Source organism: Pseudomonas extremorientalis, assembly GCF_001870465.1.
In the GTDB taxonomy this organism is placed as follows: Bacteria; Pseudomonadota; Gammaproteobacteria; order Pseudomonadales; family Pseudomonadaceae; genus Aquipseudomonas; species Aquipseudomonas extremorientalis.
This window is the reverse complement of the sequence record NZ_MDGK01000047.1, coordinates 71,798-84,725: the sequence shown is the minus strand read 5'-3', so window position 1 is coordinate 84,725 and position 12,928 is coordinate 71,798. Positions and strand designations below refer to the sequence as shown.

General features: G+C 63.3%; 11 protein-coding genes. 9 read left to right on the top strand and 2 right to left on the bottom strand.

Going from position 1 to position 12,928, the window contains the following annotated elements:
* The first annotated feature begins 273 nt into the window (after positions 1-273).
* The 8 genes from hflK (BFN10_RS18360) to cfaB all read left to right on the top strand — a co-directional run bounded on the left by hflK (BFN10_RS18360) (position 274) and on the right by cfaB (position 9,426).
* Positions 274-2,178: a protease modulator HflK gene (gene hflK / locus BFN10_RS18360; RefSeq protein WP_071490872.1), complete on the top strand. Its 1,905-nt coding sequence runs from the start codon at positions 274-276 to the stop codon at positions 2,176-2,178.
* Positions 2,179-2,190: 12 nt separating this feature from the next.
* Entirely contained in the window at positions 2,191-3,180 is a 990-nt protein-coding gene (gene hflC / locus BFN10_RS18355; protein ID WP_071490871.1) for a protease modulator HflC, read from the top strand.
* A complete protein-coding gene (hflK, locus tag BFN10_RS18350; protein WP_071490870.1) occupies positions 3,177-4,211 on the top strand; it encodes a protease modulator HflK in 1,035 nt (344 codons plus the stop codon). Before hflC ends, hflK (BFN10_RS18350) begins: the two co-directional genes overlap by 4 nt.
* Positions 4,208-6,094: a cation-translocating P-type ATPase gene (locus BFN10_RS18345; protein ID WP_071490869.1), complete on the top strand. Its 1,887-nt coding sequence runs from the start codon at positions 4,208-4,210 to the stop codon at positions 6,092-6,094. Before hflK (BFN10_RS18350) ends, BFN10_RS18345 begins: the two co-directional genes overlap by 4 nt.
* A gap of 118 nt (positions 6,095-6,212) precedes the next feature.
* The gene (gene bufA2, locus BFN10_RS18340; RefSeq protein ID WP_071490868.1) at positions 6,213-6,464 is read left to right on the top strand and encodes a BufA2 family periplasmic bufferin-type metallophore; all 252 of its coding nucleotides are present in this window, start codon (positions 6,213-6,215) and stop codon (positions 6,462-6,464) included.
* A 65-nt stretch (positions 6,465-6,529) separates the two neighbouring features.
* Entirely contained in the window at positions 6,530-7,375 is an 846-nt protein-coding gene (gene bufB / locus BFN10_RS18335; protein WP_071490867.1) for an MNIO family bufferin maturase, read from the top strand.
* Positions 7,366-8,154, top strand: a complete 789-nt coding sequence (locus BFN10_RS18330; protein ID WP_071490866.1) for an HvfC/BufC N-terminal domain-containing protein — start codon at positions 7,366-7,368, stop codon at positions 8,152-8,154. The genes bufB and BFN10_RS18330 overlap by 10 nt, the downstream gene beginning before the upstream one ends.
* Positions 8,155-8,241: 87 nt before the next feature.
* On the top strand, positions 8,242-9,426 hold the full coding sequence (cfaB, locus tag BFN10_RS18325) for a C17 cyclopropane fatty acid synthase CfaB (RefSeq protein ID WP_071490865.1): 1,185 nt from the start codon (positions 8,242-8,244) through the stop codon (positions 9,424-9,426).
* A 74-nt stretch (positions 9,427-9,500) separates the two neighbouring features.
* On the opposite strand, the gene cls is transcribed toward cfaB, so the two are convergent.
* The gene (gene cls / locus BFN10_RS18320; protein ID WP_071490864.1) at positions 9,501-10,940 is read right to left on the bottom strand and encodes a cardiolipin synthase; all 1,440 of its coding nucleotides are present in this window, start codon (positions 10,938-10,940) and stop codon (positions 9,501-9,503) included.
* Positions 10,941-11,071: 131 nt separating this feature from the next.
* Between cls and BFN10_RS18315 the strand changes: the two genes are divergently transcribed.
* Complete coding sequence (locus tag BFN10_RS18315; RefSeq protein ID WP_071490863.1) at positions 11,072-11,593, top strand: DUF3617 domain-containing protein; 522 nt, start codon at positions 11,072-11,074, stop codon at positions 11,591-11,593.
* Here the strand turns inward: BFN10_RS18315 and BFN10_RS18310 are convergent.
* Positions 11,590-12,927: a dihydroorotase gene (locus tag BFN10_RS18310; RefSeq protein WP_071490862.1), complete on the bottom strand. Its 1,338-nt coding sequence runs from the start codon at positions 12,925-12,927 to the stop codon at positions 11,590-11,592. The two genes, BFN10_RS18315 and BFN10_RS18310, sit on opposite strands and share 4 nt — an antisense overlap.
* Position 12,928: the final 1 nt, after the last annotated feature.

The following is a 12,928-nucleotide window of genomic DNA, read 5'->3' as shown; positions in this document are numbered from 1 at the left end:
AGTGTGACGATAATTCGTTGCCGGCACTAGTGATGGCTCGCGTTTATGGGGGGTTAATCACGATCTTGACGGTGCGGTAGATCAAATGTGGGAGGGGGCTTGCCCCCGATGGCGGTGGGCCAGTTGATACCGGTGTTGGATGACACACCGCTGTCGGGGACAAGCCCCCTCCCACACGGGAACGGTGTACCGCTTAAAGCAATGTTTTTCGAACAAAAATTTCACGCTCCGTGTTATATCGTAACGAATTATGTACACGTGAGCGTTGAGTGGATGCAAGTGGATCTGGAAGCTGACGGCGCTTCGGTGGAAGGCCTTCCGCGTTTTCAACAAGGGTCGTTTCATGCCCGTCGATTGCGCCAGGCTGGTATCAGCCTGACGGTGCTGGCCGTTGCCGGTTGGGTGCTGGCGCTGTTTGTCGCGCTGTTTGCGCCGCTGTCGATCTGGCCGGTTGTGTTGATCAACTGTGCGTCGGCGTTGCTGCTGCTGGTGGCCGGATTGCAATCGGCGTGGTGGGTGGCGGACTGGCGCGCCCAGGCGATGGAGCAACCCGCGGCTGAAGTGCCGCTTGAAGACCCCGGCCGCTATGCACGGCTGATGCAGCGTTTTGGCACGCAGATCGGCACACCCGTGTTGTGGCTTGGCGGCTGGGCGTTGCTGGCGTTGATCAGCATTGTCGAGTTCTGGAACCTGGGGTTGCCCGCTGCACCGGTCGGCCAGTCGGCCAGCATCGGCGCCGCGCTGGCGTTGGCCCTGGCGTTTGGCTTGCTGGTGTTCGAACGTCGCCTGGCCCAGGAAACCGCCGCGCAATGGCCGGAAGCCGGGCAGCTCGCGCAGTTGAGTCGGGTGGCGATTGTGTGCCTGGTAGTCAGCGCGATTTGCCTGCTGTTCGCTGGTGCCGAGTCCATCTGGCCATTGCGCCTGGCGGTGTTGATCGGCCTGCTGCCGGCACTGGTCTCGCTGGAGTTTCTACTGAGGGCCGTGTTGTCGCTGTTCAGCCCACGCCAGCCCCGCCTTGAGCCCCGCCTGATGGCGCACAGTTTCATCGCCGGGCTGCTGCGCTGGCCGCCTCAACCCTTGCTCGCCTTGCAGCACGAATTGCACAACCGCTTCGGCATCGACCTGCGCCAGATCTGGGCGTTCACCTACATGCGCCGGGCGTTCCTGCCAGTGCTGCTGGTGGTGCTGGCGGTAGGTTGGGCACTGACCGGCGTGCATGAAGTGCCGCTGCAAGGCCGTGGGATTTATGAACGCTTCGGTAAACCCATCCAGGTATTCGGCCCCGGTTTGCATGCCGGCCTGCCCTGGCCGTTGGGCCGCGTGATCAGCGTCGAAAACGGCGTGGTGCACGAGCTGGCCACCAGTGTCAGCGACGCCGCCGCGCCGGAGTTGACGCCCGCCGAAGGCCCGGCGCCGCTGATCGCCAACCGCTTGTGGGACGCCAGCCATGTGAACGACAAGTCCCAGGTGATCGCCAGCAGCAGCGGCGACAAGCAGGGCTTCCAGATCGTCAACATGGACGTGCGTTTCGTCTACCGCATCGGCCTCAGCGGCCAGGCCGCGCTCGCCGCCACCTATAACAGCGCCAATGTGCCGACCCTGATCCGCAGCACCGCCAGCCGCATCCTCGTACATGACTTCGCATCGCGCACTCTCGACGAATTGCTCGGCGAGCAACGTACAAGTCTCGCTGACGAAATCGGCCGTGCCGTGCAGGCCGACCTGCAAAAGCTCGACAGTGGCGTGGAAATCCTCGCCACGGTGGTCGAGGCGATCCACCCGCCGGCCGGTGCCGCCAACGCCTACCACGGCGTGCAAGCCGCGCAGATCGGCGCCCAGGCGCTGATCTCCCGCGAGCGCGGCGCGGCCAGCGAGCAAACCAACCAGGCCTTGTTGCAAGCCAGCACCGCCCGCGACCAGGCCACGGCCAGCGCCCGCGAAGTGAACGCTGGCGCCCAGGCGGCCGACCTGCGTTTTGCCGCTGAACAAAAGGCCTATGCCACCGCCGGGCAGGCGTTCGTGCTGGAACAGTACCTCGGCCTACTCAGCCAGGGCCTGGCCCACGCCAAGCTGCTTATCCTGGATCACCGCCTGGGCGCCGATGGCGCGCCGACGATCGATCTGCGTTCTTTTACCTTGCCGGCCGATCCTTCGCTGCCGCGTAAAGCCGTTCAATAAGGAGTCGGTCCGTTGAGCGCTCATTCCCACGATCACGGTCATCATCATGGCCATCACCACCATCATCATCACGGTGACGAGCACGCTGCCGGCCCATTCCCCTGGCGGCGCATGGCCTGGGCGGCGTTGCTGGTGCTGTTTGCAGTTGCAGCCGCCAGCCTGGTGCAGGTGCGGTCCGGCGAGGCCACGGTGATTACCCGGTTCGGCAACCCGGCGCGGGTGCTGCTGGAGCCCGGCCTGGGCTGGCGTTGGCCGGCTCCGTTCGAAGCGGCGATCCCGGTGGATTTGCGCCTGCGCACCACCTCCAGCGGTCTGCAGGATGTGGGCACCCGCGATGGCCTGCGCATCATCGTGCAGGCCTACGTGGCGTGGCAGGTACAGGGCGATGCGGACAATGTGCAGCGCTTCATGCGTGCGGTGCAGAACCAGCCTGATGAAGCGGCGCGGCAGATCCGCACCTTCGTCGGCTCGGCGCTGGAAACCACGGCGGCCAGCTTCGACCTGTCGAGCCTGATCAACACCGACGCCAGCCAGGTGCGCATCGCTGATTTCGAAGCACAACTGCGCCAGCAGATTGATCAACAATTGCTCAATACTTACGGGGTGCGTGTGGTACAGGTCGGTATCGAACGGCTGACGCTGCCGTCGGTCACCCTGACGGCCACCGTCGACCGCATGCGTGCCGAGCGTGAAACCATCGCCACCGAACGCACCGCCGTGGGCAAGCGCGAGGCGGCGCAGATCCGCTCTGCCGCCGAGCGTGATGCGCGCATCATGCAGGCCGATGCCACGGTGAAAGCCGCCGATATCGAAGCGCAATCCCGGGTCGAAGCCGCGCAGATCTACGGCCGTGCCTACGCCGGCAATCCACAGCTGTATAACCTGCTGCGCTCGCTGGATACCCTGGGCACCGTGGTCACGCCGGGCACCAAGATCATCCTGCGCACCGACGCTGCGCCGTTCCGTGCCTTGGTAGACGGGCCGAAGGACATCCAGCCATGACCGAGCGTGAGAGCCCGGACAGCCCATGGATCCAGGCCGGGCGCCTGACGTTCCTGGCGCTGTACGCAGTGACGGTGCTGGCGGCACTGGCCTGGGCGTTTTCCAATGTGCGCCAGATCGACCCGCAGAACCGCGCCGTGGTGCTGCACTTCGGCGCCCTCGATCGCATCCAGAATGCCGGGCTGTTGCTGGCGTGGCCGCAGCCGTTCGAGCAGGTGGTGCTGTTGCCGGCGGCTGACCGGGTGATCGAGCGTCGGGTGGAGAACCTGTTGCGCTCCGATGCGGCGACCCAGGCCGACCGCGTAGCCAGTTTCGCCACGCCGCTGAGTGATGCACTGGCCGGCTCCGGGTACCTGCTGACCGGCGATGCCGGCGTGGTGCAACTGGATGTGCGGGTGTTCTACAAAGTCACCGAGCCTTACGCCTTTGTGTTGCAGGGTGAGCATGTGCTGCCGGCCCTGGATCGACTGGTGACCCGCAGCGCCGTGGCCCTGGCCGCCGCACGTGACCTGGACACGATCCTGGTGGCTCGCCCCGAACTGATCGGCACCGACAACGGCGCCGCCGAACGTCGCGAACGGCTGCGCGGCGACCTGGTGCAAGGCATCAACAAGCGCCTCGTGGAGCTAGCGTCCACAGGCTTGGGGTTGGGCATCGAAGTGACTCGCGTCGACGTGCAGTCGAGCCTGCCGGGCCCGGCGGTGAATGCCTTCAATGCGGTACTCACCGCCAGCCAGCAGGCCGACAAGGCGGTGGCCAATGCGCGCACCGACGCCGAGAAACTCACCCAGACCGCGACCCAGCAGGCCGACCGCCTGGTGCAAGTCGCCCATGCCCAGGCCAGTGAACGCCTGGCCAATGCCCAGGCGCAAACCGCCACCGTCGCCAGCCTGGCCCAGGTGAAAGACCCGGGCTTGCTGCTGCGCCTGTACCGCGAGCGCCTGCCGAAGATTCTCGGCCAGGCTGGTTCCGTGACCACGGTCGATCCGAAAGACGACGCCCGCTTGATCATCCAGGGAACCGAACAATGAGCGCACCCATGCTGACCTCTGCAGAACAGCGCAGCGCTGCCCGGCAATTGACCCTGGCCATGCTGGCCCTGGGGTTGCTGGTGCTGGGCCTGGTGTGGCGCTGGCTGGCGCCGGACCAGAGCGGTGTGAGCCAGTTGCTGCTGGGTGTCGCATCGCTGTTGGTGGCAGTGCCGGTGATGCGTTCGGCGTGGTACAGCCTGCGATTCCCCAGCCTGCATGGCATCACCGACCAACTGATCGCCCTGGCCATGCTCGGCGCCTGGGCCACGGGTGACCTGCTGACCGCCGCGTTGCTGCCGATCATCATGATTTTTGGTCATGTGCTGGAAGAGCGCAGCGTGATCGGCTCCCAGGAGGCGATCCATGCCCTGGGCAAGCTGACCCGCAGCCATGCGCGTTTGGTGCAGGCCGATGGCAGCATCCGGGAAGTAGACAATGGCACGCTGAATACCGGTGACATCGTCGAGGTGCGTGCTGGCGACCGAGTGCCGGCGGATGGCGTGGTGCTGTCAGGCCAGGCGAGCCTGGACACGGCGCCGATTACCGGTGAGTCGGTGCCGTTGGAAGCCAGCGTGGGTGTGCAGGTGTTTGGCGGGGCGATCAACCTCGATGGGTTGCTGCGCCTGCAGGTGACCCGCACCGGTAACGAGTCCACCTTGGGCAAAGTCATCGCACTGATGCAGAACGCCGAGCGTTCCAAGCCGCCGATCACGCGGTTGCTGGAGCGGTACGCCGGCAGCTATATGGTGTTGGTGCTGCTGCTGGCGGCGGTGACCTGGTTTGTGACCAATGATGCCCAGGCGATGCTTGCCGTGCTGGTGGCGGCGTGTCCGTGTGCGTTGGTGCTGTCGGCGCCGGCCACGGCGATTGCCGGGATCGCCGTGGCGGCACGGCATGGGATTCTGATTCGCAGCTCGGCGTTCCTCGAAGAACTGGCGGACCTGACCTCCCTGGTGGTCGACAAGACCGGCACCCTGACCTATGGCACTCTGCGTCTGCACGCCATCGACACCACGGCGCCGGACCGGCAGGTGTTGTTGAACCTGGCGGCGAGCCTGGGTTCGGCCAGCAGCCACCCGGTCAGCCGGGCGTTGGCGGGGTTGGCGACGCAGGAACAGATGCTGGCGTTGACGGACATCCGCGAACGCCAGGGCCTCGGCGTGGTGGCGCAGACCGATCAGGGCGAAGCGGCTCTGGGCCGCCCGGAATTGTTCGAGCAGTTGGGCATCGCGACCACGCCGGTGCCGAACCACGATGGGCCCATCGCCGGGCTGGCGTTGGACGGTCAGTTTCTGGCCTGGCTGTTGCTGGCCGATAGCGTCAAGCCGGAGGCCCGCCAGGCCCTGCAAGAGCTGCGCGACCTTGGCCTCGGTCGTCAACTGTTGCTCACCGGCGACCGCCAGAACGTCGCCGACAGCCTCGCGCTGGATGTGGGCATCAGTGACGTCGAAGCCCAGGCCCTGCCGGAAGACAAGCTCAACCGCGTGCTGGGTGAAATCGGCAGCGGTTTCCGGCCGATGGTAGTGGGGGATGGCATCAATGATTCGCTGGCGCTCAAGGCCGGTGTGGTCGGCGTGGCCATGGGCGCGGGCGGGGCGGATATCGCCCTGGCATCGGCGGATGTGGTGTTGATCGGCAGCGACCTGCGGCGCCTGGGGACGTGCGTGCGCTTGAGCCGCCAGTGCCGGCAGACGTTGCAGGTCAACGTGATTATCGGTCTGGGCTGGACCTTGGCGATCGTTATATTCGCCGCGTTTGGCTGGTTGGGCGCTGCCGGGGCGATGATTGCTGCGGTGTTGCATAACCTCAGCACCTTGCTGGTCCTGGGTAATGCCGGGCGCTTGCTGCGCTTCCAGGAGCCCCTTTTGAAGCTTGAAGAATAATTTCAGAAATTTTTGCGCACCCCTGTAACGCGGATGAGGGGCCTCACTCTAGTGGTGTGTCGAGACTGAACAATCCGTTCAGCCCGACACCCCTACTGATCGTTGAGGAATACAAAAAATGAACATCAAAAATGCCGTTTCCGGTGCTGCCCTGGCTATCGCTGCCGCCACCATGTTCGCCGGTGTCGCTACCCAGGCACAGGCCGCCGACGCTACTGTTCATTGCTACGGCGTCACCTCCTGCAAAGGCATGAACGATTGCAAGACCGCTGAAAACGCTTGTAAAGGCCAGGCTGTCTGCAAAGGTCACGGTTTCAAGGCCATGACCAAGGCCGCCTGCGACGCTGCCGGCGGTAAGGTCGGCGAGTAATCGCAAGCCGAGTGCAACCGCAGCGAGCCTTCAAGCCGCTGCGGACACTTTTCCAGGAGTCCGCAATGGCCATGTCTCTTCCCTTCCTGGGTTACGGCCTGGGTTTACGCAACGAATACTACGAACAGATCCTTGAACAATCGCCGGCTGTGGATTGGTTCGAAGTGATCTCCGAGAATTACCTGGTCCAGGGCGGTAAAGCCTTGTACTACCTGGACGCGATAGCCGAGCGTTATCCGCTGGTGATGCATGGGGTGTCCCTGTCCATCGGCGGGCCCCATGCCCTCGACACCGACTATCTTAAGCAGATCAGACAGCTCGCCGAGCGTATCCAGCCGGCGTGGGTGTCCGATCATCTGTGCTGGAGCCGCGGCAGCGCCCACCAGTTGCACGACCTGCTGCCGTTGCCTTACACCGAAGAAAGCCTCTACCACGTGGCCGCCCGCGTGCGCCAAGTGCAGGACGTGTTGGAGCGCCCGCTGGTGCTGGAAAACGTCTCCAGTTACGTACGTTCCAAGGCCGATGAGTTCACCGAGTGGGAATTCCTCAACGCCCTGGCCCACCTGTCGGGGTGCCAGTTGTTGCTGGACGTCAACAATGTGTACGTCAGCTCGCGCAATCATGGCTTCGATGCCTGGACGTTTATCCGCAACCTGCCGCCGCAGAGCATCCGCCAGTTGCACCTGGCCGGGCACATGGACTACGGCGACTACGTGGTCGATACCCATGACCATCCGGTGTGTGACCCGGTGTGGGACCTCTATCAACAGACGCTGGAGCACCTGGGGCCGGTGTCGACCCTACTGGAGCGGGACGACCATTTCCCACCCTTCGAAGAGTTGCTTACCGAGCTCAGCAAGGCCCGTGAACTGGGCGCCATGGCGTTGGCCAGGAGATCGTTATGCGCCTGACCGATTGGCAGTTGGCCTTCGAACAGCACCTGTTATCCGAAACACCTGTAGCCAACAGTGGCTTCGCTGCGACCCTGCTGGGCGGGCCGACGCTGGATGTGGACACGGGCCTGGCGATTTATCACAACGCCTATATCTCGCGGTTGCAGGACGTCTTGCGGCATGACTTCAGCGCCATTCTCTATTGGCTGGGGGATGACGAGTTTGCCGCGCTGACCGAAGCCTATGTGCGCCGCTACCCCTCGGCCCATTACAGCCTGCGCTGGCTGGGCGAGCGTTTCCCGACGTTTATCCTTGAGCATCTGGTAGCGGAGCAAGGTGTGCCGCTGGCGGAGCTGGCGCGGTTGGAGTGGGCGTTTACCCTGGCATTCGATGCGCCGCAGGGCGAACCGCTGACCCTTCACGACATGGCAAGCCTGGCGCCTGAAGACTGGCCGGGCCTGCAGGTGACGCTGGCGCCCTCCGTGCAACAGGTCTTCTGCCGCTTCAATACCGTGGCGATCTGGCGAGCCAGCAAGGATGAGTCAGACTTCCCCCATAGCCAGGCCCTGGATCCGGTGCAGATCTGTCTGGTATGGCGGCACCAGAATGTGTGCCACTACCGCAGCCTGGAACCTGCAGAAATCTGCGCCCTGGCAGGCATGGTGACCACCGGCTGGCGTTTTTCAGAACTGTGCGCGGAACTGGCAGTCACTTATGCAGAGGGTGCTCCACTGCAAGCCGTGACGTGGCTGAAACAGTGGGTCCAGGATGGTTTGCTCGAGCGCCGAGCCCCATAGAGGACCGCTATCAAATCGATAGCCTCCTACTTTGTCTTCGGATGGTCTACCCTCACAGCAGACGTCTGAAACAAGGGGGGACTACTCATGCTCGCGCAACTTCCACCGGCCTTACAGAATCTTCAGCTACCGCTGCGTCTTCGACTCTGGGATGGCCATGAATTCAACTTGGGCCCCGAGCCCAGTGTGACCATCGTGGTGAAGGACCCCACGGTCGTTAACAAACTGACCCATCCCACGCTCGATTCACTGGGCGAAGCCTTCGTCGAGGGTAAATTGGAGCTGGAAGGCTCCATCTCCGAGGTCATCCGGGTTTGTGACGAATTGAGTCACGCCCTGATCGAAGACGACGAGGGGAGTCGTCCGGTGCGCTCGATCCACGACAAGGCCACTGACGCAGCGGCTATTTCCTACCATTACGACCTGTCCAACGAGTTCTACCAGCTGTGGCTGGACCAGGACATGGCGTACTCCTGCGGTTATTTCGAAACCGGCAGCGAATCCATCGACCAGGCGCAACAAGACAAATTCCGCCATCTGTGCCGCAAGCTGCGGCTGCAGCCGGGCGAGTATTTGCTCGACGTAGGTTGTGGTTGGGGTGGGTTGGCGCGGTTTGCTGCGCGGGAGTTCGGGGTCAAGGTGTTTGGTATCACCCTGAGCAAGGAGCAGTTGGCTCTGGCCCGGGAACGGGTGAAGGCCGAGGGCCTCGAAGACCAGGTGGACCTGCAATTGCTCGACTACCGCGATCTGCCGCAAGACGGCCGTTTTGACAAAGTGGTGAGCGTGGGCATGTTCGAACACGTCGGCCACGCCAACCTGGCGCAGTACTGCAAGACCCTGTTCGGCGCCGTGCGCGAAGGCGGCCTGGTGATGAACCACGGCATTACCGCCAAGCACACCGATGGCCGCCCGGTCGGTCGTGGCGCCGGGGAGTTCATCGAGCGTTATGTGTTCCCCAACGGTGAGCTGCCGCACCTGGCGATGATGACCGCCGAGATCAGTGAAGTCGGGCTGGAAGTGGTCGACGTCGAGAGCCTGCGCCTGCACTACGCGCGTACCCTGGACCATTGGAGCGAGCGCCTGGAAGACAACCTGGAGGCGGCGGCGAAGATGGTGCCGGAGCAGGCGCTACGCATCTGGCGCCTGTACCTGGCCGGTTGCGCCTATGCGTTTGCCCGGGGCTGGATCAACCTGCACCAGATCCTGGCGGTGAAACCCCATGCCGATGGCAGCCATGACCTGCCGTGGACGCGGGAAGATATCTACCGCTAACCCCGTTTCTGCGAAAAATGAAGGTCCAAGTGTGGGAGGGGGCAAGCCCCTCCCACAGGGTTCACCGCAGTGTGTTAAAGAATCGGTGAAATAAGCCGCGCGACTCGCATGCCCAGTTGTTGCAGGCGGCGCGTCTCGCGGCTCTCTTGCTGGCTGACCTCATGGGCCAGGGCAAAGTCGTCCAGCAGCATCAGCTCCACTTCCCGGGCGAAGGCTTCGTCGACCGTCAGCAACATCACTTCGAAATTCAGCCGGAACGAGCGGTTGTCCATGTTCGCACTGCCGATGGCGCTGATTTCGCTGTCCACCAGTACGACTTTCTGATGCAGGAAGCCCGGCGTGTAGCGGAACACCCGTACACCGGCGCGCACGGCTTCGATCGCGTAAAGGCTCGATGCCGCGTAGACGATGCGATGGTCGGGCCGTGAGGGCAGCAACAGGCGTACATCGACCCCGCGCAGCACTGCCAGGCGCAGGGCGGCGAACACCGCTTCGTCGGGGATGAAGTACGGGCTGGTGATCCATACGCGTTCGGTCGCCGCATGAATGGCCTCGACAAAAAACAATGAGCAGGTTTCATACGGGTCGGCGGGACCGCTGGCGAGCAATTGGCAGAGCACGCCGTCTTCCGGGTAGGCGTCCGGCAGGATCAGCGGCGGCAGCTCGCGTGCAGCCCAGAACCAGTCTTCGGCAAACGACTCTTGCAAACACGCCACCACCGGGCCGGTTACCTGCACATGCGTATCGCGCCACGGCGCCAGCGGTGGTTTCTTGCCCAGGTATTCATCGCCGACGTTATGCCCGCCGACAAACCCGGTGATGCCATCCACCACCACGATCTTGCGGTGGTTGCGGAAATTGACCTGGAAGCGATTGAGCCAGCCGCCGCGGGTGGCGAACGCTTTGACTTTCACCCCGGCGTCCCGCAGCGATTGCACATATCGGTGGGGCAGGGCGTGGCTGCCGATGCGGTCATAGAGCACGTGGATGTCTATGCCTTCAGCCGCTTTTTCCTTCAACAGCGCGTGCAATTGGCGGCCAAGCTCGTCGTCATGAATGATGAAGAACTGGAACAGCACCGCCGTCCTGGCGTTGCGAATGGCCTCGAAGATTGCGCTGAACGTGGCCTCGCCATTGATCAACAAGCGCACTTCATTATTGGCCAGGCACGGCATGCGGCCCAGCTTGGGCATGGCGCGCAAAGAGGTGTACGCGCTGGAGTTGCGCGCCGCGAGGGCTTCCTCGACCCAGGGGCGCCAGTTCAGCGCGGTGATCGCGGTGTGCATTTCCTGGTTGGCCTGGCGGCGGGCCTGGATGTAGGCGTCGAACGTGCTGCGGCCGAAGATCAGGTAGGGGATCAACGTGAGGTAGGGCATGAACATCAGCGACAAGGCCCAGGCGATCGAGCCTTGGGCGGTTCTGACGGTCAGCACCGCGTGGATCGCGGCGAGAGTCCCGAGAAAGTGCAGCGTGGCGATGAAGTAGGCGAGCAGGTGCGGGCCAAAGAAATCCATGGACGACGGTACTCCAGGCAATCCAAGTGCCTAACAGACCATGTCTGCTTACGAATGTCGCTATTTTATTTGCCGTGCAACACTGGCGCCCTGGCGGCGTCTAACGCCCAACATCAACCAGGAGTTACCCGATGAATGCACGTCTGCTGTCTTTAGCCATGGTTATGGGGTTGTCGCTGCCGGTGGCCGCACAGGCGCAGATGCTGGCGCCGGGCTTGTGGGAATTGACCACCAGCAATATGAAAGTCGATAACCAGGACCTGCCGGACCTGTCGCTGATCCTTGGTCAACTCAAGCAACAAATGACCCCCGAACAGCGCGCCATGCTGGAAAAACAAGGCATCACCATGGCCGGCAAAGGCGTGCAGGTGTGCCTGACACCGGCGCAGGTCGCCTCTGATTCTATCCCGTTGACCGACCCGCAATCGGGCTGCAAACAGCAAGTGACGGACAAGACCGGCAACCAGTGGAAATTCCGCTTCAGTTGCCCGAAAGCCCAGGGCACGGGCGTGGCGACCTTCCAGAGTCAGAAGGAATTCACCACCACCGTCAACGGCACCTTCAATGCCACTGGTATCCAGCAAAAGGGCAGCCTCGACAGTCACGCCCAGTGGCTGGGCAACGATTGCGGTACGGTCAAGCCTCGCGCTTAACGCAGGAAATGCAATGGCAGGCCCTGGCAACTGTCGACTACCTGACCGTTGTGCCAGGCCAAGTGGCCGGAGACCAGCGTGGTGCTGACGCTATGACGAAAGCTGCGCTCGGCGAAGGGTGTCCAACCGCAGCGGGCCAGGATCGGCTCGCTGCTCACCGGCTTGCCGTGGGGCTCGGGTTTGATCAGCACCAGGTCGGCCCAATAGCCTTCGCGTAGGTAACCCCGATCCGGGATGGCGAACAGGTCGGCCACGCGATGACTGGTCTTCGCCACCAGCGTGGTCAGCGGCAGATGCCCGTCAGCCACCAGTTCCAACAGCGCCGGCAGCGCGTGTTGCACCAGCGGCAGTCCGGACGGCGCCTCTCGGTAACCCAATTGTTTTTGCCCCCAGGTGTGCGGCGCATGGTCGCTGCCAATCACGTCCAATCGATCACTCAGCAAGGCCTGGCGCAAGGCGTCGCGGTCGGTACGACTCTTGATCGCCGGATTGCATTTGATCTGGTGGCCGAGGCGGTGATAGTCGCGGTCGTCGAACAGCAGGTGGTGCAGGCAGACTTCGGCGGTGATGCGTTTTTCGGCCAGGGGCTTGTCGTCGAACAGCGCCAGTTCGCGGGCGCTGGTCAGGTGCAGCACATGCAGGCGCGTGCCATGGCGCCTGGCCAACTCCACGGCAAAAGATGAGGAGCGATAGCACGCCTCGGCATCGCGGATCAGTGGGTGCGCGACGGCGGGAATATTGTCGCCGAAGCGCTCGCGCAGACGTTGTTCGTTGGCCTGGATACTCGGCGTGTGTTCGCAATGGGCCAGCAGGATGGTTGGCACTTCGGCGAACAGGCGCTCCAGGATCCGCGGGTCATCCACCAGCATATTGCCGGTGGACGCTCCCATGAATACTTTCACCCCGGCGACTTCACGCGGGTCGAGGGCGGCGACGGTGTCGAGATTTTCGTTGCTGACACCAAAGTGAAAGCCGTAGTTGGCCACCGAGTGCAGGGCGGCACGGCGTTTCTTGTCGGCCAGCGCTTGCAGGTTCAAGGTGGCCGGGTTGGTGTTGGGCATGTCCATGAAGCTGGTGATGCCGCCGGCCACCGCGGCGCGGGATTCGCTGTAGAAGCTGCCTTTGTCCGGCGCGCCGGGTTCGCGAAAGTGCACCTGGTCATCGATCATGCCCGGCAGCAGCCACTGGCCTTTAGCGTCGATTTCCACCGGTTCGTTATAGCCGTCAAGGCTGGCGGCGATCTTCTCGATACGGCCATTGGCGACCAGTACATCGGCGTCGAACTCCTGGCCTTCATTCACCAGACGGGCATTGCGAATCAGCACGCGACTCATG

Excerpts from the sequence above, each read along its gene's own strand:
- BFN10_RS18345 (WP_071490869.1), top strand. The coding sequence starts at position 4,208 with ATGAGCGCACCCATGCTGACCTCTGCAGAACAGCGCAGCGCTGCCCGG.
- cfaB (WP_071490865.1), top strand. The coding sequence starts at position 8,242 with ATGCTCGCGCAACTTCCACCGGCCTTACAGAATCTTCAGCTACCGCTG.
- BFN10_RS18330 (WP_071490866.1), top strand. The coding sequence starts at position 7,366 with ATGCGCCTGACCGATTGGCAGTTGGCCTTCGAACAGCACCTGTTATCC.
- bufB (WP_071490867.1), top strand. The coding sequence starts at position 6,530 with ATGGCCATGTCTCTTCCCTTCCTGGGTTACGGCCTGGGTTTACGCAAC.
- hflK (WP_071490872.1), top strand. The coding sequence starts at position 274 with ATGCAAGTGGATCTGGAAGCTGACGGCGCTTCGGTGGAAGGCCTTCCG.
- BFN10_RS18310 (WP_071490862.1), bottom strand. The coding sequence starts at position 12,927 with ATGAGTCGCGTGCTGATTCGCAATGCCCGTCTGGTGAATGAAGGCCAG.
- BFN10_RS18315 (WP_071490863.1), top strand. The coding sequence starts at position 11,072 with ATGAATGCACGTCTGCTGTCTTTAGCCATGGTTATGGGGTTGTCGCTG.
- cls (WP_071490864.1), bottom strand. The coding sequence starts at position 10,940 with ATGGATTTCTTTGGCCCGCACCTGCTCGCCTACTTCATCGCCACGCTG.
- bufA2 (WP_071490868.1), top strand. The coding sequence starts at position 6,213 with ATGAACATCAAAAATGCCGTTTCCGGTGCTGCCCTGGCTATCGCTGCC.
- hflK (WP_071490870.1), top strand. The coding sequence starts at position 3,177 with ATGACCGAGCGTGAGAGCCCGGACAGCCCATGGATCCAGGCCGGGCGC.